Annotated in this window: 20 protein-coding genes; 12 read left to right on the top strand and 8 right to left on the bottom strand. The window is 72.5% G+C overall.

The window, feature by feature from the left end:
* Positions 1-170: 170 nt before the first annotated feature.
* Genes KIK06_RS11645 through KIK06_RS11630 form a run of 4 tightly spaced genes read left to right on the top strand, consistent with a single transcriptional unit; the run spans position 171 to position 4,087 of the window.
* Positions 171-1,202 (top strand): iron-siderophore ABC transporter substrate-binding protein, encoded by a 1,032-nt coding sequence (locus KIK06_RS11645; protein ID WP_268643168.1) that lies wholly within the window; start codon positions 171-173, stop codon positions 1,200-1,202.
* 16 nt (positions 1,203-1,218) lie between these two features.
* Positions 1,219-2,238 carry a FecCD family ABC transporter permease gene (locus tag KIK06_RS11640; RefSeq protein ID WP_268645944.1) on the top strand — a complete coding sequence of 340 codons (1,020 nt, stop codon included), beginning with the start codon at positions 1,219-1,221 and terminating at the stop codon, positions 2,236-2,238.
* A gap of 38 nt (positions 2,239-2,276) precedes the next feature.
* Positions 2,277-3,296 (top strand): FecCD family ABC transporter permease, encoded by a 1,020-nt coding sequence (locus tag KIK06_RS11635; protein WP_442789763.1) that lies wholly within the window; start codon positions 2,277-2,279, stop codon positions 3,294-3,296.
* Positions 3,293-4,087, top strand: a complete 795-nt coding sequence (locus tag KIK06_RS11630; RefSeq protein WP_017598375.1) for an ABC transporter ATP-binding protein — start codon at positions 3,293-3,295, stop codon at positions 4,085-4,087. Before KIK06_RS11635 ends, KIK06_RS11630 begins: the two co-directional genes overlap by 4 nt.
* A 62-nt stretch (positions 4,088-4,149) precedes the next feature.
* Here KIK06_RS11630 and KIK06_RS11625 read toward each other — a convergent pair whose 3' ends face one another.
* Together KIK06_RS11625 and KIK06_RS11620 are read right to left on the bottom strand one after the other, a co-directional pair.
* A complete protein-coding gene (locus KIK06_RS11625; RefSeq protein WP_017598374.1) occupies positions 4,150-4,638 on the bottom strand; it encodes a GbsR/MarR family transcriptional regulator in 489 nt (162 codons plus the stop codon).
* A gap of 10 nt (positions 4,639-4,648) precedes the next feature.
* Positions 4,649-5,266 (bottom strand): TetR/AcrR family transcriptional regulator, encoded by a 618-nt coding sequence (locus tag KIK06_RS11620; protein ID WP_017598373.1) that lies wholly within the window; start codon positions 5,264-5,266, stop codon positions 4,649-4,651.
* 84 nt (positions 5,267-5,350) lie between these two features.
* Here KIK06_RS11620 and KIK06_RS11615 point away from each other — a divergent pair, with 84 nt between their 5' ends.
* The 3 genes from KIK06_RS11615 to KIK06_RS11605 all read left to right on the top strand — a co-directional run bounded on the left by KIK06_RS11615 (position 5,351) and on the right by KIK06_RS11605 (position 7,014).
* Positions 5,351-5,767: a VOC family protein gene (locus KIK06_RS11615; RefSeq protein ID WP_268643166.1), complete on the top strand. Its 417-nt coding sequence runs from the start codon at positions 5,351-5,353 to the stop codon at positions 5,765-5,767.
* Between the two features lie 77 nt (positions 5,768-5,844).
* Positions 5,845-6,270, top strand: coding sequence for an HD domain-containing protein (locus tag KIK06_RS11610; RefSeq protein ID WP_268643165.1), 426 nt, complete (start codon positions 5,845-5,847; stop codon positions 6,268-6,270).
* A 111-nt stretch (positions 6,271-6,381) separates the two neighbouring features.
* Positions 6,382-7,014 carry a TetR/AcrR family transcriptional regulator gene (locus KIK06_RS11605; RefSeq protein WP_026127560.1) on the top strand — a complete coding sequence of 211 codons (633 nt, stop codon included), beginning with the start codon at positions 6,382-6,384 and terminating at the stop codon, positions 7,012-7,014.
* Between the two features lie 82 nt (positions 7,015-7,096).
* Here KIK06_RS11605 and KIK06_RS11600 read toward each other — a convergent pair whose 3' ends face one another.
* Genes KIK06_RS11600 through KIK06_RS11585 form a run of 4 tightly spaced genes read right to left on the bottom strand, consistent with a single transcriptional unit; the run spans position 7,097 to position 10,863 of the window.
* Positions 7,097-8,308 carry an acyl-CoA dehydrogenase family protein gene (locus KIK06_RS11600; RefSeq protein WP_268645942.1) on the bottom strand — a complete coding sequence of 404 codons (1,212 nt, stop codon included), beginning with the start codon at positions 8,306-8,308 and terminating at the stop codon, positions 7,097-7,099.
* Entirely contained in the window at positions 8,308-9,327 is a 1,020-nt protein-coding gene (locus KIK06_RS11595) for a phosphotransferase family protein (RefSeq protein ID WP_268643164.1), read from the bottom strand. The genes KIK06_RS11600 and KIK06_RS11595 overlap by 1 nt, the downstream gene beginning before the upstream one ends.
* On the bottom strand, positions 9,324-10,106 hold the full coding sequence (locus tag KIK06_RS11590) for an SDR family oxidoreductase (protein ID WP_268643163.1): 783 nt from the start codon (positions 10,104-10,106) through the stop codon (positions 9,324-9,326). Before KIK06_RS11590 ends, KIK06_RS11595 begins: the two co-directional genes overlap by 4 nt.
* 1 nt (position 10,107) lies before the next feature.
* Positions 10,108-10,863 carry an SDR family oxidoreductase gene (locus KIK06_RS11585; RefSeq protein WP_268643162.1) on the bottom strand — a complete coding sequence of 252 codons (756 nt, stop codon included), beginning with the start codon at positions 10,861-10,863 and terminating at the stop codon, positions 10,108-10,110.
* Between the two features lie 154 nt (positions 10,864-11,017).
* Here KIK06_RS11585 and KIK06_RS11580 point away from each other — a divergent pair, with 154 nt between their 5' ends.
* Together KIK06_RS11580 and KIK06_RS11575 are read left to right on the top strand one after the other, a co-directional pair.
* The gene (locus KIK06_RS11580; protein ID WP_017598365.1) at positions 11,018-11,323 is read left to right on the top strand and encodes a GNAT family N-acetyltransferase; all 306 of its coding nucleotides are present in this window, start codon (positions 11,018-11,020) and stop codon (positions 11,321-11,323) included.
* Positions 11,320-12,213, top strand: coding sequence for an LLM class flavin-dependent oxidoreductase (locus tag KIK06_RS11575; RefSeq protein WP_268643161.1), 894 nt, complete (start codon positions 11,320-11,322; stop codon positions 12,211-12,213). The genes KIK06_RS11580 and KIK06_RS11575 overlap by 4 nt, the downstream gene beginning before the upstream one ends.
* Before the next feature lie 78 nt (positions 12,214-12,291).
* Here KIK06_RS11575 and KIK06_RS11570 read toward each other — a convergent pair whose 3' ends face one another.
* Positions 12,292-13,248, bottom strand: a complete 957-nt coding sequence (locus KIK06_RS11570) for a quinone oxidoreductase family protein (RefSeq protein WP_017598362.1) — start codon at positions 13,246-13,248, stop codon at positions 12,292-12,294.
* Between the two features lie 161 nt (positions 13,249-13,409).
* Here KIK06_RS11570 and KIK06_RS11565 point away from each other — a divergent pair, with 161 nt between their 5' ends.
* The 3 genes from KIK06_RS11565 to KIK06_RS11555 all read left to right on the top strand — a co-directional run bounded on the left by KIK06_RS11565 (position 13,410) and on the right by KIK06_RS11555 (position 18,458).
* Positions 13,410-14,885 (top strand): carboxylesterase/lipase family protein, encoded by a 1,476-nt coding sequence (locus KIK06_RS11565; RefSeq protein WP_268643160.1) that lies wholly within the window; start codon positions 13,410-13,412, stop codon positions 14,883-14,885.
* A 239-nt stretch (positions 14,886-15,124) separates the two neighbouring features.
* Positions 15,125-16,498, top strand: coding sequence for an ATP-grasp domain-containing protein (locus KIK06_RS11560; RefSeq protein ID WP_268643159.1), 1,374 nt, complete (start codon positions 15,125-15,127; stop codon positions 16,496-16,498).
* Positions 16,431-18,458, top strand: a complete 2,028-nt coding sequence (locus KIK06_RS11555) for a CocE/NonD family hydrolase (RefSeq protein ID WP_268643158.1) — start codon at positions 16,431-16,433, stop codon at positions 18,456-18,458. Before KIK06_RS11560 ends, KIK06_RS11555 begins: the two co-directional genes overlap by 68 nt.
* Before the next feature lie 42 nt (positions 18,459-18,500).
* On the opposite strand, the gene KIK06_RS11550 is transcribed toward KIK06_RS11555, so the two are convergent.
* On the bottom strand, positions 18,501-20,903 hold the full coding sequence (locus KIK06_RS11550; RefSeq protein WP_268643157.1) for a Tex family protein: 2,403 nt from the start codon (positions 20,901-20,903) through the stop codon (positions 18,501-18,503).
* Between the last annotated feature and the right edge of the window lie 119 nt (positions 20,904-21,022).

Below are 21,022 nucleotides of genomic sequence, written 5' to 3'. Positions count from 1 at the left end.
CCCAGAGGTTTCAGATTTTTTGAAATAGGTGAGAAGTGAGGTTAGACTAACCTTGGTTCTCACCAGGATTGTCCTGTTCTGTCCTCCGCGACACCCCTGGGGTCCCCACCCCGCGCGGCCTCCCGGACACGAGGCGACCTCCTCCCCGTCACGAAGAAAGCAGCGTCAGCATGGACTCCACTCTCCGCCGCCTGGGCGGTATCGGAACGACCGCCCTCCTGGCCGTGGGCCTGGCCGCCTGCGGCGCCGAGCCCGCCGGTCGAGACGGCGGGGAGACCGCCCCGGGCGACGGGGCCTTCCCCGTCAGCATCGAGCACGCCCTCGGCTCGGCTGAGATCCCCGAGGCGCCCGAGCGCGTGGTCACCCTCGGTCAGGGATCGGCCGAGACCGCGATCGCCCTCGGCGTGACCCCGGTCGGCATCGAGAGCTATGAGTGGGGCAGCGACGAGACCGGCTACCTGCCGTGGATCCACGAGGCCGTCACCGAGGCGGGCGACGAGCTGCCCACCCAGTTCACCGGAGCCGACGACATCGACTTCGAGGCCGTCATCGAACTGGAGCCCGACGTCATCCTGGCCCCCTGGTCCGGGATCACCCAGGAGCAGTACGACATCCTCACCGACATCGCGCCCACGGTCGCCTACGCCGAGGAGGCGTGGAACGCCGAGTGGGACGAGCAGATCGAGGTCATCGGCCAGGCGCTGGGCCGGCCCGAGCAGGCCCAGGGACTCATCGAGGACATCGAGGGCCGGTTCGCCGCGGTCGCCGAGGAGCACCCCGAGTTCGAGGAACTGGTCTTCTCCTACGTCTACACCGACGGCCCCGGCACCCTCGGCGTGCTCATGCCCACCGAGCAGCGCGTGGCCATGGTCAGCAACATGGGTCTGACCGTCGACCCGGTCGTGGAGACCCTCCCCGAGACCGAGGGCACCGACTCGGCGCTCATCGGTCTGGAGAACGCCGACCAGCTCGAGGACAGCGACCTGATCTTCACCTTCTACACCGACGCCGAGACCCGCGCCGAAATCGAGGCGCAGGACCTCTACGCGGCGATCCCGGCCATCGAGCGCGGTTCCGTGGTCGCCAGCGACGACACCTCCTTCGTCACCGCCTCCTCCATCATCAACCCGCTCACCGTCCCCTGGGTCATCGACCGCTACGTGCCCCTGATCCAGGAGGCCGCGGAGAAGGCCGAGGGCTGACCCGACCGAAGCACCGATCGTGAACACACTCCCGGCGCCGCCCCGGAGGGGTCCCGCACGCACCACCGTCGCGCTCGGCGCGGGTGCGGCGGCCCTGGCCGGGGCGGTCGTCCTCAGCCTCGTCCTCGGCGGGCGGCCCACACCACCCGCCGAACTGTGGGCGGTCCTGACCGGTGAGGCGGACGACTTCACCGCCGCCGTGGTGGCCAACCGCGTCCCGCGCACCGCCGTGGGCGTCCTCGTCGGGGCCGCGCTGGCTCTGGCGGGAACCCTCATGCAGGGCGTCACCCGCAATCCGCTCGCCGATCCCGGACTACTCGGCGTCAACGCCGGAGCGGCGGCCGCGGTGGTCACGGCCACCGCCCTGTTCGGATCGCTCTCGACCTCCGAAGCCCTGTGGTGGGCACTGCCCGGCGCGCTCCTGGCCGGACTGACCGCCCACGCCGTGGGCAGCCGGGGCGGTGACGGCGGGATGGCCCGCCTCGTCCTGGCCGGCGCGGTGGTCTCGGCCGTCCTGAACGCCTACGTCCAGGCGGTCTCGCTGAGCATGCCCGAGGTGTTCGACACCTACCGCTACTGGGTCGTCGGCTCCCTGGCCGGACGGGACCTCGACGTCGCCGTGACGGTGCTTCCCGTCGTGGCCGCCGCGACGGTCGCGGCCCTGCTCGCGACCGGAGGACTCAACGCCCTCGCCCTGGGAGAGGAGGCCGCCGTGTCCACCGGGGCCAACACCGTCCTGGTACGCGCCTGCGCCCTCGTCGCGGCCACCGTCCTGGCCGCCGCGGCGACCGCGGCCGTGGGGCCGATCGCGTTCGTGGGACTGGCCGTGCCGCACATCGTCCGGGGCCTGGTCGGCGTGGACTTTCGCCTCCAAGCGCCCTTCGCCCTGCTCGTCGGCCCCACGCTGCTGCTGCTCTCCGACGTCGTGGGCCGCACGATCGCCCGGCCGATCGAGCTCATGGTCGGCGTGGTCACCGCGTTCGTCGGCGCGCCCGTGCTCCTGTACGTGGTCCGCCGGATGCGGGGCACGGCGTGAGCCGCGGGTCGGCGCGAAGCCGGGGGCCGGCGGGTCCCGTGCTGAGGGTCGGGCGCGTGATCGCACTGCCGCTCCACCCGCGCGCCCTCCTGTGGGCCGCGCTGTACGTCCTCCTGCTGGTGGGGATCGCCGCCCTCACCCTCACGCTGGGCCGCCTCGGCGTCCCGCTCACCCGGCTGCCCGCCGTCATCGCGGGCGCGGGGGAGGGCACCGAGACCTTCGTGCTGGAACGGCTGCGCGGGCCGCGCCTGGCCGTGGCCCTGGGAGCCGGAGCCGCCCTGGGCATCGCGGGCGCCCTGTTCCAGTCCGTCACCCGCAACCCGTTGGGCAGCCCGGACGTGATCGGGTTGGGCGCGGGCGCCGGGGCCGGAGCGGCCGTCACGGCCCTGCTGCTGCCCGGCGCCGTCCCCGTCCCGCTCGGAGCCCTGGCCGGGTCGGCGCTGGCCATGGCGGCCGTGGCCCTGGCCACCGGCAGCGGGCTGCGCCACCCAGGCCGCCTCATCGTCGCGGGTATCGGTGTGGCCGCCATGGCGCACGCCTTCACCCAGTACGTCGTCGCGGTGCTGGCCAGGGACGAGGCCTCCGTCCTGCACTCCTACATCTACGGCAGCCTCGGGGCCCGCTCCTGGGACCACGCCGCCACCATCGGGATCGCGGTCGCCCTGGCCGTGCCGTTCGCCGCGGCGCTGGCCGGACCGGTCGCGGTCAACGAGATGGGCGACGAGCTCGCCGACTCCCTCGGGGCCCGGGCCGGACGCACCCGTACGGGTGCGATCACGCTGTCGGTGGTGCTGTCGGCCGCCGCGGTCAGCGTCGCGGGGCCGATCTCCTTCGTGTCCCTGACCGCCCCGCAGATCGCGCGCCGGACCACCGGGGCGCCAGGCCCGAACCTGGCGGTGTCCGCGCTGGTCGGGGCGCTCCTGCTGGCCGCGGCGGATCTGGTCGTGCAGCAGGCCCCGGCGGCGGAGGGTCTGCCGGTCGGCATCCTGACCATGGCGCTGGGCGGCGTGTACCTGGGCTGTCTGTTGGTTCGTGAATGGCGAAAGGGTGTTCTGTGAGTGAGGGCAACGGTCCGGTGCTGGCCGCGGAGGGCCTCACCCTGGGGTACGGGTCCGACCCCGTCGTGCGCGACCTCGACCTGGAGGTGGCGGAGGGGGAGTTCACCGTCATCGTCGGCCCCAACGGGTGCGGTAAGTCCACCCTGCTCAAAGCGCTGGGCCGGGTGAACCCGCCGGTGTCGGGTCGGGTGCTGCTGCACGGCCGCGACATCCGCGCCCAGCGTGCCAAGGCGGTCGCCCGCCGCCTGGCACTGCTCCCGCAGAGCCCGCTGGCGCCGGAGGGCATCACCGTCCGCGCCCTGGCCACGCGCGGACGCTTCCCGCACCACACCCTGTTGCGGCAGTGGAGCCCGCGTGACGAGGAGGCCGTCGACGAGGCGCTGGAGCTCACGGGGATGGCCGACCTGGCCGGAGTCCAGGTGGGATCGCTGTCGGGCGGGCAGCGCCAGCGAGCGTGGGTGGCGATGGTCCTGGCTCAGGACACCGGTGTGCTGCTGCTGGACGAGCCGACCACTTACCTGGACATCGCGCACCAGTACGAGCTGCTGGAGCTCTTCGCCGACCTGCACCGGAAGGGCCGCACCATCGTGGCGGTCCTGCACGACCTGGCCCAGGCGGCCCGGTTCGCCACGCGCCTGGTGATGATGTCCGGCGGCCGTGTGGTCGCCGACGGCCTGCCCGAGGACGTGGTCACCGCACGGCTCGTGGGGGAGGTCTTCGGGCTGGCCTGCGATGTGGTGCCGGACCCGCGGACGAGGACTCCGCTGGTCATCCCGCACGAGCGGCCCTGAGCCGCGCCGCGGGTCGCACGCCCGGGCCGGGTGGCGGACCGCCCGGCCCGCACCCGCCCGGCTCAGCGGTCCCGCCGCGCCTTGTACTCCTCCCAGTGGGCGAGGAGGGTGTCGTGGTAGTCGTCGAGCCAGGTCATGTAGTCGTACATGTTGCGCAGGCGGTTGCGGGACGGGGCGCTCAGCGCGGGGAGCCGGTCGAGGGCGGACCTGGCCAGATCACGCTGCTGCCTGAGGTAGCCGCGCTCGTTGCGCAGGAACCCGCCCCACACGTCCTCGTCCATGGTGATCAGCCGCGAGCGTCGGTCGGGCGCCTCGGTCAGGGTGACGAAGCCCAGGTCCGCCAGGCGGCGCACCGACTGCGAGACCGAACCGCGGCTGACCTGGGCGCCCTCGACGACCTCCTCGGCGGTGACCGCCTCGCGGTCGGCGACCAGGAGGAAGCCCACGATGCGCCCCTCGGCGCGGGGGCGGCCCTGCGACTGCCAGTACTCGGAGAAGCGCCGGACGAAGTCGGCCCTGAACTCCCGCTCCTCCCGTTCGCTCTCCGACATGCGGGCCAGCCTATCGCTCACCGCGCGTGGTCGCCGCCGGGTCGGCCCGCAGCGACTCGAGCATCCCCGACAGCGCCGTCCACACCTCCTCCGGGTCGCCGTCCGCTCCAGACGCGGCCAGCCACAGGGCGGCCTCGTTCATCGCGCCGGAGAGCAGGTGGGCGAGCGGGGCGATCGGCTGCGGGCGCAGCAGTCCAGCCTCGGCGAGCTCGGTGAGCGCCTCGGTCAGGTGGCGGGCCGATCCGGCTTCGTCCATGGCCCGCCAGGCGGCCCAGCCCAGTACGGCGGGGCCGTCCACCAGCATGATCCGCTGTACACGCGGGTCCGTGCTGGCGGTGAGGAACGCCCGGCACCCCGCGGTGAGCCGGGCCCAGGGATCGTCATGGGCGTCGGCGGCCTTAGCCACACGGGCGGAGACCTCGGCCTGTACCTCCTCCAGGACCGCGCGGAACAGGTCGCTCTTGCCGTCGAACTGGTGGTAGAGGGCGCCCTTGGTCACCGAGGCCGCGGCCACGACCTCGGCCAGGCCCACCTCGGCGTATCCGTGTTCGGCGAACAGCCGGCGGGCGTGCCCGAGCAGTGCCCGCCGGGTCCGTTCGCGTTGGTGCGCACGGGCGGTCGCGGCCATCGGTTCCCTCCCCGCTATTGACATACCTTCGGTACGCCAATAGCGTACCTTCACATACCAAGAGTATGTGAAAAGGGGTCGACCATGCGCCTGACCAGCTTCTACCCGGTGATCTGCACGTCCCGGATCGAGGAGACGCGCGCCTTCTACACGGATCTGTTCGACTTCGAGGTGACCTTCGCCGCCGACTGGTACGTGAGTCTGCGCCGCCCCGGTCCGCCCGCCTACGAGCTCGCCCTCCTCGACCACACCCACCCCACGCTGCCCGAGGCCCACCGTGCCCCCGTGCGCGGCCTGCTGCTCAACCTGGAGGTGGAGGACGTGGACGCGGAGTGGGAGCGGTTGGTCGAGCGGGGCGGGCTCACCCCGGAGCTGCCCCTGCGCAGTGAGGAGTTCGGTCAGCGGCACTTCATCGTGGCCGACCCCGCCGGCGTCCTCGTCGACGTGATCACGCCGATCGAACCCTCGGCCGCGTTCGCCGACCAGTACACGGGCGGCTGAGGGGGCCGGGCCCGGCGGCGGCCGCGGCGCTCGGAGCACAATGGCTCCGAGGGCCACACGAGGGAAAGGAGGCGCGCATGCGACTGGAGGAGGCCTCGCGGCTGGCGGAACGGGCGCACGCGGGACAGACCGACAAGGCCGGGCGGCCCTACGCCGAACACGTCTTCGCCGTGCGCGACCTGCTCGCGGGGCACGGAGAGCACGCCCAGATGGCCGGGGTCCTGCACGACGTGTTGGAGGACACCCCGCTGACCGCCGACGACCTGCGTGGCCACGGGGTCCCCGAGGCGGTCGTACGCGCGGTGGAGTCGGTGACGCGCGGGCCGGAGGAGTCCTACGACGACCTCGTGCGCCGCGCGGCGGCCGACCCCCTGGGCCGGCTCGTCAAACTGGCCGACAACGCCCACAACTCCGACGAGTGCCGCCTGGCCGCGCTCCCTCCCGACCGGGCCGCGCGCCTGCGCGCCAAGTACGCCCGAGCCCGGGAGCTCCTACGCGGTTGAGTCCCGGGGAGGGTGTGCGTCGGCACGTGCAGGAGGTACCAGCCGGTCGGTATGCTGTCCTGGTCGGTTGCGGTTCGTCCCCGGAGGCGGGGACGCGAAGTGAGGCTGGACATGGCGCGAGTACAGCGAACGGTCGGAACGGACTCCGGAGACGGGGCCGCGCCTGAACGCGGAGCCGTGCCCGAACGCCTGCTCGGGGTGGCCACACGGCTGTTCGCCGAGCGGGGGTTCGAGGGGACCTCGGTCCAGGAGATCGTCGCGGCGGCCGGGGTCACCAAGGGCGCGATGTACCACTACTTCGGTTCCAAGGACGACCTGCTCTACGAGGTCTACGCGCGTGTGCTGCGGATGCAGACCGAGCACCTGCTCCGGATCGCGGCCAAGGACACTCCGGTCGTCGAGCGCGTCCGCGAGGCGGCGGCCGACGTCATCGTCACCAGTGTCGCCAACCTCGACGACACCGTCATCTTCTTCCGCTCCATGCACCAGCTGGACCAGGACAAGCAGCGGACCGTGCGCGCCGAGCGGCGCCGCTACCACGAGCACTTCCGCGACCTCGTCCAGCAGGGGCAGCGTGAGGGCGCCTTCCGCGACGACGTGCCCGCCGACCTGGTCGTCGACTACTTCTTCGGTTCGGTGCACCACCTGGGCACCTGGTACCGCAAGGACGGCGCCCTGTCCGGGGAGGACGTCGCCCGGTACTTCGCCGACATGCTCATCAGCGGCCTGCGCCCGCGGGACTGAGAACGGGCGGGGCCCGAACGCCCGGTCCGACCGGGTGTCCGGGCCCCGCGGAGGCGGGGTAGGGGCGCACGCGCCCCGGCCCCTACCGGTACCGGGCCAGTTCGGCGCGGGCCAGGGAGCGCAGGTGCACCTCGTCGGGGCCGTCGGCGAGCCGCAGCGAGCGCACGCCCGCCATCCACTCGCCCAGTGGCAGGTCCTGGCTGACGCCCGCCGCCCCGTGCGCCTGGATGGCGCGGTCCAGGACCCACTCCACCGTGCGCGGCGTGGCGATCTTGATCGCCTGGATCTCGGTGTGGGCGCCCCGGTTGCCCACCGTGTCCATCAGGTAGGCGGTTTTGAGCACCAGTAGCCTCAGCTGCTCGATGCGCACACGCGCCTCGGCGATCCACTCGCGCACCACCCCCTGGTCCGCCAGCGGACGCCCGAACGCCACCCGGTCCAACACCCGCCGACAGGTCAGCTCCAGGGCCCGTTCGGCCATGCCGATGGCGCGCATGCAGTGGTGGATCCGTCCGGGACCGAGGCGGGCCTGGGCGATCGCGAACCCGTCGCCCTCGCCGCCGATGAGGTGGTCGGCGGGCACGCGCACGTCCTCGAACACGACCTCGGCGTGGCCGCCGTGGTCGCTGTCGTCGTAGCCGTACACGCCCATGCCGCGCCGGACGGTCACCCCCGGGGTGTCGCGCGGCACGAGTACCATGCTCTGCTGCCGGTGGCGTTCGGCGTCCGGATCGGTCTTGCCCATGACGATGAGGATCGCGCAGTCCGGGTTCAGCGCCCCGGTGATGTACCACTTGCGGCCGTTGACGACGTAGGAGTCCCCGTCGCGGGTGATGGTGGTGGCGATGTTGGTGGCGTCGGAGGAGGCCACGTCCGGCTCGGTCATCGCGAAGGCCGAGCGGATCCGCGCCTCCAGCAGCGGCTCCAGCCAGCGCCGCTTCTGCTCCTCGGTGCCGAACATCGTCAGCACCTCCATGTTCCCGGTGTCGGGGGCGGCGCAGTTGAGCGCGGCGGGGGCCAGCCGGGGGCTGCGGCCGGTGATCTCCGCCAGCGGCGCGTACGTGAGGTTGGGCACGCCCCCGTGTTCGGGGTGGCCCGCCAGGAAGAGGTTCCACAAACCCTGCGCGCGGGCCTTCTCCCGGAGCTCGCGGACCACCGGCGCGGTCGACCACGGGTCGTCGCGCTCGGCGAGCTGGGCCTTCAGCACCGGTTCGGCCGGGTAGACGTGCTCGTCCATGAAGGCGAGCAGTCGCGCGCGCAGCTGCTCGGTCTCCTCATCGAAGGTGAAATCCATCATTGCTCCTTCAGGGTGGCGTGGGCGCGCTCGACCAGCGGCGCGACCATCGCGCCGATCCGGTCGAAACCCGCTCCGACGGTGAGGCCCCGGCTGTGCCGAAAGTGGATGCCCTCGGCGATCACCGCGAGCTTGAAGCAGCCGAAGGCCACGTACCAGGCGAGCCGGGACACGTCACGACCGGTGGCCGCCGTGTACAGCTCGACCAGCTCGGCGGAGGTCGCAAAGCCCTCGGCTGAGGTCGCGGGAGCGGAGTCGCCGCCCACGTCGGCGGCCTGTTCCCGGTAGACGAGCATCAGCCCCAGGTCCACGAGCGGATCCCCCAGGGTGGCCATCTCCCAGTCCAGGACGGCCGTGAGATCGCCCTCGGGGGTGACCAGGACGTTGTCGAGCCGGTAGTCGCCGTGCACGATCGCGGGGGCCGACTGCTCGGGGATCGTCCCGGCGAGCCCGTCGCGCAGTTCGTCGATCCCGGGGATGTCACGGCTGCGCGAGGCGTCCAGCTGCTTGCCCCACCGGCGGACCTGGCGCTCCAGGAAGCCCGCGGGCCTGCCGAAGTCCCCCAGCCCGACCTCCTCGGGCACCACCGCGTGCAGCGCGCCCAGAGTGCTGATCAGCGACTCCGCCACGGCGCGGACCCGCTCGGCGCCCAGCACCGCGATCTCGTCGCGGGTGCGGAAGGGGGTGCCCGCCACGTGCTCCATGACGTAGAAGGGGGCTCCGAGCACGTCGGCGTCCTCGCACAGGGCGTAGGTGCGCGGCACGGGGACGGGGGTGTCGCGCAGCGCCGTCATGACGCGGTACTCGCGCGGCATGTCGTGCGCCGTGGCGAGCACGTGTCCCAGGGGCGGTCGGCGCACCACCCAGCTGCCCGCGCCGTCGGTGACGACGTAGGTGAGATTGGACTTGCCGCCCGCGATGACGCGGCCCTCCAACGGGCCCGAGACCAGTCCGGGCACCACGCTGTCCAGGTACGCGCGCAGCCGCTCCGGGTCCAGCCCCGGAAGCTCCCCGGTCATGCCTCTCCCTCTTCGGTGAACACCTTCGACCTCAGGTGCCGCATCGCCGACAGCCAGCCGTCGGTGTCGGTGGCCCGGGCCGCGTAGTACTGCGCGACCTCCGGATGGGGGAGGATGAGGAAGCGCCCGTCCGCCAGCCCCGCCATGACCGCGTCGGCGGCCTCCTCGGGGGTGATCGCGTCGTCCTCCATCAGGGCCTTCCCGGTGTCCCCGCTGGCCTCCAGCATCGCGGTGCGCACTCCCATCGGGCACACGCACTGCACGGTGACGCCGCGGTCCCCGTAGGTCGCCGACATCCACTCGCCGAAGGCCAGGGCGGCGTGCTTGGTCACCGAGTAGGGCGCGCTGCTGAGCATGGTCAGCAGTCCCGCGGCCGAGACCGTGGACACGAACCGCCCCTGGCCCCGCTCCAGCCAGCCCGGCAGCAGTTCGCGCGCGGCGCGCACGTGCGCCATCACGTTGACCTGCCAGGACAGTTCCCAGTCCGACTCGGGGGCCTCGGGACCGAACCCGGTGCCCACACCGGCGTTGGCCACGTAGAGGTCGATCGCGCCCAGGTGGGCGCCCGCCTCGGCGATCAGCGCCGTGACGCCCTCCTCGCTGGCGGCGTCGCCGGGCACGGCCACCCCGCCGACCGAGGCGGCCACGGCCTCGGCCGCGGCGGAGTCCAGGTCGTTGACGACCACGCGCGCCCCGGCCTCGGCCAGACGGCGGGCGAGCGCCGCGCCGATCCCGTTGCCCGCGCCCGTGACGACGGCTCCCCGTCCCTTCAGCTCCATGTCAGATACCTCCGGTGAGCGTGTTGCCGCCGTCCAGGACCAGGGTGCGGCCGGTGACCCAGGCGGCGTCCTCGGACAGCAGGAAGGCCACGGCTCCGGCCACGTCCTCGGGGAGGCCGAGGCGGCCCAGCGGGTAGCCCGAGGCCACCTGTTCCTCGCGGCCCTCGTACAGGGCGGAGGCGAACTTCGTCTTGACCACGGCCGGAGCGACCCCGTTGACGCGCACGTTCGGGGCGAGCTCCAGCGCCAGCTCGGTGGTGATGTGGCTGAGCATCGCCTTGGTGGCGCCGTAGAAGCCGATGCCGGGCGCGGGCTTGATCCCGGCCACGGACGAGACGTTGACGATCGCGCCGCCGTGCTCGCCCATCCACGCCTTGTGCGCCCGCTGGACCCAGCCGATCGCCGACAGGACGTTGACCTCGACGATCTTGCGCGCGGCGGCCGGGTCGAGGTCGATCATGCGGCCGTAGACGGGGTTGATGCCCGTGTTGTTGACCAGCAGGTCCACGCCGCCGAAGGCCTCCAGGGTGGCGGCGATCGCGGCGTCCTGGTGTTCGGGGTCGTCGGCCTTGCCGGCTACGGCGATGGCGTGGTCGGGGCCGCCCAGGGTGCGGACCGCCTCGTCCAGGGCCTCGGCCCCGCGCGCGGTGACGCACACCCGGGCGCCCTCGTCGACGAGGCGCCGGGCGATGGCCAGACCGATGCCGCGGCTGGCACCGGTGACGATGGCGGTGCGTCCGCCGAACCGGGAAGTCATCTCGTTCTCCTTAGACCGACTGGTCGGTATGTATGTGGGGGACTCTACGTGGACTCCCGGGCGCGCCGCAAGGGGCGTCTCGGGGCGCCGGGCGACAATGGCGCTGGGCCGCGCCGGTCCGGAACACGAACGTCAACGCGGGAATGGGGATTCCATGGCAACCGAGGTGTCCGAGGCGCCGGACGAACGCCGCTACGAGATTCGGGTCGATGGGAAGGTGGCGGGGTTCTCCGAGTACATACGCACCGGCGACCTGGTCACCTTCACGCACACCGAGATCGATCCGGCCTTCGAGGGGCGGGGCGTCGGTGGGGAGCTCGTGCGCGGGGCGCTGGACGACGTCCGGTCGCGCGGGCTGTCGGTCCTGCCGCTGTGCCCCTTCGTCAAGGGCTGGATCGCCCGCCACCGCGAGTACGCGGACCTGGTCTACCGGGCTCCCGAGGAGGAGGGGGAGAGGTGACCGACTACGGGCGCGACGTCTCCTTCGGGGTCTTCCCCACGCCCGACGCCGCCGACCTGGGGACCCTGTGGGCGGTCGTGGCCGCGGCCGAGCACGGCGGACTGGAGTTCGTGGGGATCCAGGACCACCCCTACCAGCGCGCGCACCTGGACACCTGGACCCTCATGGCCGCCGTGCTGGCCCGCACCGAGCGGATTCGGGTCTTCCCGGACGTGGCCAACCTGCCCCTGCGCTCGCCCGCGATCATCGCCAAGTCGGCGGCCAGCCTGGACGTGCTCTCCGGGGGACGCTTCGAACTGGGGCTCGGGGCGGGCGCGTTCTGGGAGGCGGTGGAGGCCATGGGCGGCGGGCGGCGTTCACCGCGCGAGGCGGCCGACGCCCTCCTGGAGGCGGTCGAGGTGATCCGGTTGCTGTGGTCGGGCGGCCGGTCGGTGCGTTTCGAGGGGGACCACTACCGGCTCTCCGGGGCGCGGCCGGGGCCCGCGCCCGCCCACGACGTCGGGATCTGGCTGGGCGTCCTGGGGCCGCGGCTGCTGCGTGAACTGGGCCGGGTGGCCGACGGATGGCTGCCCTCCAGCGGCTACGCCCGCCCCGACCAGCTCGGGGACATGCACGCGCGGATCGACGCGGGCGCGGCCGAGGCCGGTCGCGACCCGGCGTCGATCCGGCGCGCGTACAACGTCTGGGGCACCATCACCGCCGGCCCCTCCGGAGGGTTCCTGGAGGGGCCGGCGGACCAGTGGGTGGACGAGCTCACCGAGCTGGTGGTCGAGTACGGCATGGACACGTTCGTGTTCGGCCCGGCGACGGACCCGGTCGCCCAGGTGGGGCGGTTCGCCGCCGAGGTGGTCCCGGCCGTCCGCGAGGCCGTGCGGGCCGAGCGGGGGTGAGCGGGGCGGGCCGTCACCCCGGTTTCGTCCGCCGCCGTGGCCGGCCCCGTCACGGGGGCCGGCCTCCGCGCCCGGACGCTACTTCGACGGGTCCAGGGTGAGCTTGCCGACGGTGCCGCGCGACCGCAGGTCCTCGTGCGCGCGGCGCGCCTCGGAGAGGGGGTAGGTTCCGCTGAGGATCGGCCGGAGGCGTCCGTCGGCCACCATCGCGAACATGTCCGCCATGGCCTGGCCGACCACGTCGCCGGGCAGGAGCCAGGCGTGCGGAAGCCACATCCCGCTCACGGTGGTGGAGAAGCGCATGAGGTTGGGCAGCCTCACGGCCTTGGGCTCCTCACGCGAGGCCATGCCGTAGAAGGCGAGGCGGCCGAACGGCGCCAGGGCCCGGACGCTCTCGTCGGTCACCCGGCCGCCGACCATGTCCAGTACCACGTCCACGCGGCGGCCCCCGTTGGCGGCGATCAGCGCCTCGGTCATGTCGGGCGCCGCGGAGTCCACGACGGCGTCGGCGCCCAGTTCCAGGGCCAGGTCGCGCTTGGCCTCGCTGCTGGCCACCGCGATGACGCGGCCCGCCCCGAAGGCCTTGGCGAGCTGGACCGCGAGCGTGCCGACCCCGCCCGCCGCCGCGTGCACGACCACGGACTCGCCCGGCTCCATCCGCGCGTTCCTGCGCAGCAGGACCCACGCGGTGGCCCCCTGGACGATCAGCGCGAGCGCGGCCTCGTCGGAGACGTCGTCGGGGATGTCGTAGGTCGTGCCGGGGGTGGCCAGGGCACGCTCGGCGTAGCCTCCCGACGCGGTCAGGGCCACGACGCGGCGCCCGTCGGCGGTGCGTCCGGCGATCTCCCCGCCGGGGACCATGGGCAGTGAGGAGGGGGCGAGGTAGCTGTTCTCCGCCTGGTGGGTGTCGGCGTAGTTGACCCCGGCGCGGGACACCTCGACGAGGATGTCGTCCGGACCCGGCTGTGGGTCGGGCAGTTCGGTGGGGGTCAGGACCTCGGGTCCGCCGAACTCGGTGATCTGGATGGCGCGCATGATGGCCTCCGCTCATAGGGACGTACCGACCGGATGGTATGTCACGCGTCGCATGGGTGGGCACGTCACCCCCGGGATGGGCATCGTGCCCACGCGACCCTTGCGCACTAAACCTGACGTTGTTAGGAAAGTGGGGTCGAACGCCGAACGGGAGGCCACACGTGGACGACGAGCGGATCGTGACGACGGAGGCGGGACGGGTCCGGGGCACACCCTCACCCCGTTCCGCGGACGGGGGCGTCACCGTCTTCCGGGGGCTGCCCTACGCGGCCCCGCCCTTCGGGGAGAACAGGTTCGCCGCACCGTGCCCCAGAGCGGAGTGGGAGGGTGTGCGCGACTGCGCCGACTTCGGTCCGCCCGCTCCGCAGACCCCCGGCATGGTGGGCGCGCGCCCCTGGAGTTCGGAGACCTCACTGGACTGCCTGACCCTCAACGTGTGGACCGGCGCCCGCCCGGGGGAGGGCGCGCCCGTCCTCGTGTGGTTCCACGGCGGCGCCTACATCGTCGGCTCCGCCGCCGAACCGATCTACGACGGAACCCGGCTGGCCGAGCGCGGTCTCGTCGTGGTCAGCGTCAACTTCCGTCTGGGCTTCGAGGGTTACGGCCACGTGCCCGGGCGTCCGGACAACCGGGCCATGCTCGACCAGATCGCCGCCCTGCGCTGGGTCCGCGACAACGTCTCCGCCTTCGGCGGGGACCCGGACAACGTCACGGTCGCGGGGGAGTCCGCGGGCGCGGGCGCGGTCGTGTGCCTGATGACCTCGCCCCTGGCGCGGGGGCTCTTCCACCGGGCCATCGCGCACAGCGTCCCCTCCGACATGGTGAGCCGGGCGTCCGCGCTGGCCGTCTCCGAACGGGTCGCCGACGCGGCGGGGGCGCCGCTGGACCCCGAAGCCCTGGCCGCCCTGCCACCGGAACGGATCCTGGCGGCCACCGACGAGGTCCTGCGCCGCCGTCCGGGGACGCTCACGTGCTACGCGCCCGTGGTCGGCGGCGCGGACCTCCCGGTCGCTCCGCTCAGGGCGGCCGCCCAAGGCGTCACACGCGGCGTGGACCTGCTGATCGGCCACAACACGCACGAATACCGCCTGTTCACCGGTCTGGGCGGTGCCGGAGCCGACGACGAGGCCGCACTGGCCAAGGCCGCCGTCGGTGCGGGGTTGCCGGAGGGCGCGGTGGACGACTACCGGGCGATCCACCCCAAGGCCTCGGTGGCGGAGCTCTACGACGAGATCATGGGCGACGCCCTGTTCTCGCGGTACACGGTGCGTTTCGCCGAGGCCCACGCCGCCGGGGGAGGGCGGTCGCACGTCTTTCGCCTGGCCGCCGAGACGACCGTCATGGAGGGCAGGCTCGGCGCGTGTCACGCCTTCGACCTGCCCTTCGCCTTCGGCACGCTCGAGTCGGACCTGGCCCGGTTCCTGCTGGACGACACGGTCACCGACGCCCACCGGTCGCTGTCGGATCGCTTCTCGGGAGCCTGGAGCGCCTTCGCCTCCTCCGGCGACCCCGGCTGGCCCCGGGTGACCGCCGACGCGACACCGGTCAGGGTGTGGGACCTCGTCGACGACCTCCACCCGGACGATGTCTCGCCCGTGCGCCGACTGTGGGCGGACGTGTCCTTCGACCCCAGGTAGGCCGTGCGGCCCCGGGGAGCCGTGCCCCCCGGGGCGTTGCCGGACGCGCCTCCGGCGGCTGGCGCGCCACGGCGCCGGGCAAAGCTTGTGGAAAGTGCCCGCGCACCACGCGCGCGGGTGCGCGGGTTCCGGTGAAGCCGCCGTCGAGAAGGGCGACGACGGTGTTTCGGTGCGCCGGATCCCCGGTAGGACGCTTGATGAGGACGGTCGGGGATCGCAGCGTCCACCGGAGGTGAGCGATGACCGCGAACGTCTTTGTCGTGGGGCTGGACGAGCCGAACCGCGAGATACTACGCGCACTGCCGGGAGCCGGGGACTATCGGTTCCTGACCCTGCTCGATCTCGACGAGATCGGCCAGGAGCGGGAGATGGACATGCCCGCTCTGCTCTCGCTCGCCTCCCGGCGCCTGGACTCCTTCGACGGCCCGGTCGACGCGATCATCGGCCTCTGGGACTTCCCGGTCAGCTCACTCGTACCCCTGTTGTGCCGACCGCGCGGACTACCGTGCGCGCCCCTGGAGGCCGTCGTCCGCTGCGAGCACAAGTACTGGAGCCGCCTGGAGCAGCGGGCCGCCGTACCCGAGGCGGTGCCGAGGTTCGCCGTGATCGACCTCCGGTCCCCCGTCGAGCCCGAGGGCCTCTCCTACCCGCTGTGGGTCAAGCCCGTGAAGTCCTTCTCGTCCGAGCTCGCGTTCCGCGTCACCGACAGCGCTGAGTACGCCTCGGCGGTCGGGCGGATCAGGGAGGGCGCCGCACGGGTGGGCGCGCCCTTCCAATGGGTGATGGACCAGATCCGGGCGCCCTCGGCGATCCGCTCCGTCGGTGGCACGGCCGGGCTCGCGGAGGAGGAGGCCACGGGCGACCAGCTCACCGTCGAGGGCTACGTCCGCGACGGGGTGCCCCACTCCTACGCGCTCGTCGACTCCCTCCTCTACCCCGGCACGCCGAGCTTCCTGTGCTACGAGTACCCGTCACGGGCGCCGGAGTGGGTTCGCGACCGCCTGTTCGATCTGACCGACCGGGTGATCACCCGGGTCGGGCTCGACGACACGACCTTCAACGTCGAGTACTTCCACGACCCGGAGACCGACGCCGTCACGCTCTTGGAGATCAACCCCCGCCACTCCCAGTCACACGCCCGGCTCTTCGAGTTCGTCCGCGGGGTGTCCAACCACGAGATCGCCCTGCGGATCGCGCTCGGAGAGGAACCCGTCCTGGAGCGTGAGGGGAGGGGCGCGATGGCCGCCAAGTGGTTCGTGCGCAGTTTCCGAGACGGCTTCCTGTCCGCCGTCCCCGCACCGGAAGACGTCGCGCGCGCCGAGGCACGGGTCCCGGGGGCGAGGGTGGAGGTCACCGCGCGTGCGGGCCGCTGGCTCTCCGAGCTGCCGATACAGGACAGCTACAGCTTCGAACTCGCCGACGTCTTCGTGGTGGGGCGGGACGCCGAGGAGTGCGAGCGCGAGTTCCACGCCTGTGCGCGGGAACTGTCCTTCACCATCGTGGGCGTCGAGGAAGAGGACCGACCGCGGAGAGGACCCGGAGACGATGAGAACCGTCAGCGAACTGCCCAACGAGGTGCGCGAGGACGTTCACGTCCTCATCCCGCTCAGTGACGGCACCCGGCTCGCCGCGCGCCTCTGGCGCCCAGCGGACAGCGACGAGCGCCCCGTGCCCGCGGTCCTGGAGTTCATCCCGTACCGCAGACGCGACCTCACCGCGCAGCGCGACTCGGTGCACCATCCCTACATGGCCGGGCACGGGTACGCGTGCGCCCGGGTGGACCTGCGCGGCAGCGGCGACTCCGAGGGCGTGCTCACCGACGAGTACCTGGAACGGGAGCTCCTGGACGCTGAGGAGGTGCTCGCCTGGCTCGCCGCCCAACCCTGGTGCGACGGCCGCACCGGCATGATGGGGATTTCCTGGGGCGGGTTCAACGCCCTCCAGGTCGCGGCACGGCGCCCCGAGAGCCTACGCGCGATCGTGACCGCCTGCTCCACCGACGACCGCTACTCCGACGACGTGCACTACATGGGCGGCTGCCTGCTCGTCGACAACCTCTCCTGGGCCTCCACCATGTTCGCCTACAACTCCTGCCCTCCCGACCCGGCGCTGGTCGGTGAGCGGTGGCGGCGCATGTGGCACGACCGGTTGGAGCACAGCGGGCTCTGGCTGGAGACGTGGCTGCGCCACCAGCACCGTGACGACTACTGGAGGCACGGGTCGGTCGCCGAGGACCTGGACGCGGTCCAGGTGCCCGTGATGGCCGTCAGCGGGTGGGCCGACGGCTACTCCAACGCCGTGTTCCGACTCCTGTCGGGGTTGCGCGTGCCGCGGCTCGGACTCCTCGGTCCCTGGTCGCACAAGTACCCCCACCTGGGTCAGCCCGGACCCGCCATCGGCTTCCTCCAGGAGGTGGTGCGCTGGTGGGACCGCTGGCTCAAGGACATCGACAACGATGTGATGGACGTGCCCATGCTGCGGGCGTGGATGCAGGAGAGCGTGCCGCCCTCCACCTCCTACGACGAGCGGCCGGGGCGCTGGGTCGGAGCGCAGGAGTGGCCCTCGTCGGCGATCGTGCCCGTGTCCCGTTCCCTGGGGCACGGCCGGGTGCTGGGCGAGGGGGAGGAGCCCGGTGACGGTACCGTCCTGACCCTGTCCTCACCACTGTCCACCGGGCAGCACGCGGGCAAGTGGTGCTCCTACAACGCGCCTCCGGACCTGCCCCACGACCAGAGGGAGGACGACGGCGGTTCGATCGTCTTCGACAGCGTGCCGCTCCCGGAACGGCTGGAGATCCTGGGGTCCCCGGTGGTCGACCTCGAACTCTCCGTGGACCGGCCCGACGCGATGGTCGCGGTGCGCCTGAACGACGTCACCCCCGGCGGGGAGGCCACCCGCGTCACCTACGGGCTGCTCAACCTCACGCACGCCGACGGCCACGAGGCGCCCGGGAAACTCGTGCCCGGGCGCAGGTACCGGGTCTCGGTCACCCTCAACGGCGTCGCGCAGGCGTTCCCGCCCGGACACCGGATCCGGATCTCGGTCTCCACCTCGTACTGGCCGCTCGCCTGGCCCTCGCCCGAGCCGGTGCGGCTCGCCGTGTACCCGGGCACGTACACGAGGGTGCTGCTCCCGGTGCGCCTGACCGGCGTCGAGGATCCTCCGGTGGCGGCCTTCGGCGAGCCCGAGGGCACCGCCCCGGTCACGACGAGCCAGCTCTCGCCGCCGGAGCACCGGTGGGACCTGGCTCATGACCTCGTGCACTACCGGGCCTCGCTGAACGTGGTCAAGGACCTCGGGACGGTGCGCTTCGACGACATCGGCCTGGAGGTGACCCGGCGGGCGGAGGAGATCTACAGCTGGGTCGGCGACGACTACGGCACCGTCAGGGGCGAGACGGACTGGACGATGGGCTTCGCCCGCGGGGACTGGTCCGTGGAGACGAGGACCCGCACGGTGCTCACGTCGACGGAGACCGATTTCCACGTGCACGCCACACTCGACGCCTATGAGGGCGACAGGCGCGTGATGACGAGGATCTTCGCCTCGGTGATCCCCCGAGACCACGTGTGACCGGGACCCCGAGAGGCGGTCCCGGTCACCGAGCGGAGGGGGTTACTTGGTCAGGCCGGCGCGTCGCAGGGCGTCGGCCATCGCGCCCGACGGCGCGTTGTCGCGCTCGTTCCGGTTGCCGCGGCCGCCGCCTCCCCGGCGGCCGTTGCCGTTGCCGCCGCCCCCACGGCGCCGCTCACCGCGTCCGCCGCGCTCGTCCCGGCCCGCGCGGTCACCGCGGTCACCGCGCGGGCCGCCGGAGCCCGTCCCGTCGTCCAGACGCATGGTGAGCGAGATGCGCTTGCGCTGGATGTCGACGTCCTGGACCTTCACCCGGACCACGTCACCGGGCTTGACCACGTCGCGCGGGTCCTCGACGAACTTGTGCGAGAGCGCCGACACGTGGACCAGGCCGTCCTGGTGCACGCCCACGTCCACGAACGCCCCGAAGGCGGCCACGTTGGTGACCACGCCCTCCAGGATCATGCCGGGCTCCAGGTCCTCCAGCTTCTCCACGCCCTCCTTGAAGGTCGCGGTGGTGAACGCGGGGCGCGGGTCGCGGCCGGGCTTGTCCAGTTCGGCGAGGATGTCGGTGACGGTCGGCAGACCGAACGTGTCGTCGACGAAGTCCTGGGGGCGGACCTTGGACAGGGCCGCCTTGTTCCCGATCAGGGACGGCAGGTCGGTGCCGACCCGGTCCAGGATGCGCCGCACGACCGGGTACGCCTCCGGGTGCACGGCGGAGGCGTCCAGCGGGTCGTCGCCGCCGGGGACGCGGAGGAAGCCCGCGCACTGCTCGAAGGCCTTGGGACCCAGCCTGGGGACCGAGCGCAGCTCCTCGCGGCTCCGGAAGGGGCCGTTGGCGTCGCGGTGGGCGACGATGTTGCGCGCCAGTGTGGAGGTCACACCCGACACCCGGGTCAGCAGGGGGACCGACGCGGTGTTGACGTCCACGCCCACACCGTTCACGCAGTCCTCCACCACCGCGTCGAGCGAGCGCGACAGCTTCGCCTCGGCCAGGTCGTGCTGGTACTGGCCGACGCCGATCGACTTGGGGTCGATCTTGACCAGCTCGGCCAGCGGGTCCTGGAGGCGGCGGGCGATGGAGGCGGCGCCGCGCAGGGACACGTCCAGGTCGGGGAGCTCCTCGGAGGCGTAGGCCGAGGCCGAGTACACCGACGCGCCCGCCTCCGACACCATCACCTTGGTGAGCTTCAGCTCGGGGTGGCGCTTGAGCAGGTCGGCGGCGAGGCGGTCGGTCTCGCGCGAGGCCGTGCCGTTGCCGATGGCGACGAGCTCCACACCGTGTGCCGCGCACAGGCGCGCCAGCGTGGCCAGGGAGCCCTCCCAGTCCTTGCGCGGCGCGTGCGGGAAGATCGTGTCGGTCACCACCACCTTGCCGGTGCCGTCGACGACCACGACCTTCACGCCCGTGCGCAGACCCGGGTCCAGGCCCAGCGTGGGGCGGGTGCCCGCGGGCGCGGCCAACAGCAGGTCGCGCAGGTTGGCCGCGAAGACGTTCACGCCCTCGTCCTCGGCCCGCTGCCACAGCCGCATGCGCACGTCGATGTCCAGCCGGACCAGGATGCGCGTGCGCCAGGCCCAGCGGACGGTGTCCTGAAGCCAGCGGTCGGCGGGGCGGCCGCGGTCGACGACGCCGAAGTGGTGGGCGATCGCGTCCTCGTAGGAGCTGCGGGGAGTGGTGCCGTCGGGGTTCTCGGCGGGCGCCTCCTCCGGCTCCAGGTTGAGGGTGAGCACTTCCTCCTTCTCACCCCGGTACAGGGCCAGGACTCGGTGCGAGGGCAGCTCGGTCAGGGGCTCGGAGAAGGAGAAGTAGTCGGAGAACTTCGCGCCCGACTCCTCCTTGCCCTCGCGGACGGCGGATCCCAGGCGGCCCCGGTTCCACAACCGCTCGCGCAGGAGGCCGGTGAGGTCGGCGTCCTCGGCGAAGCGCTCGACGAGGATGGCGCGGGCTCCGTCCAGGGCGGCCTTGACGTCGGGCACGCCCTTGTCGGCGTCCACGTGGGCGGCGGCGGACTCCTGCGGGTCCCGCGACGGGTCGGCCAGCAGACCCTCGGCCAGCGGTTCGAGCCCGGCCTCACGCGCGATCTGGGCCTTGGTGCGACGCTTGGGCTTGTAGGGGAGGTAGATGTCCTCCAGACGGGCCTTGGAGTCGGCGGCGTTGATGCGCGCCTCCAACTCCTCGTCCAGCTTGCCCTGGGACCGGATCGACTCCAGGATCGCGGTCCGGCGTTCGGCCAGTTCACGCAGGTAGCGCAGGCGTTCCTCCAGCGTGCGCAACTGGGCGTCGTCCAGCCCGCCGGTCACCTCCTTGCGGTAACGGGCGATGAAGGGCACGGTCGATCCGCCGTCGAGGAGTTCGACGGCGGAGGTGACCTGGTGCGCGCCCACGCCGATTTCCTCGGCGATGCGCTGGTCGATCGTGGGTGTCGCAGGGGTCGTCACTGGTAAGCGTCCACTCTCTGGCTTTTCGGTGCTGGGCCATTGTCGCGGCGGGACGGACGGTTGTCATCCCGGAGCGGTCCGTGTCCCAGCTTCCCGCACACGGCCCGGTCCTCGGTGCC

The organism is Nocardiopsis sp. EMB25 (genome assembly GCF_026797795.1).
Taxonomy (GTDB): domain Bacteria; phylum Actinomycetota; class Actinomycetes; order Streptosporangiales; family Streptosporangiaceae; genus Nocardiopsis; species Nocardiopsis lucentensis.
Note: the sequence above shows the minus strand (reverse complement) of the source record. Positions and strands in the feature narration are given on the sequence as shown.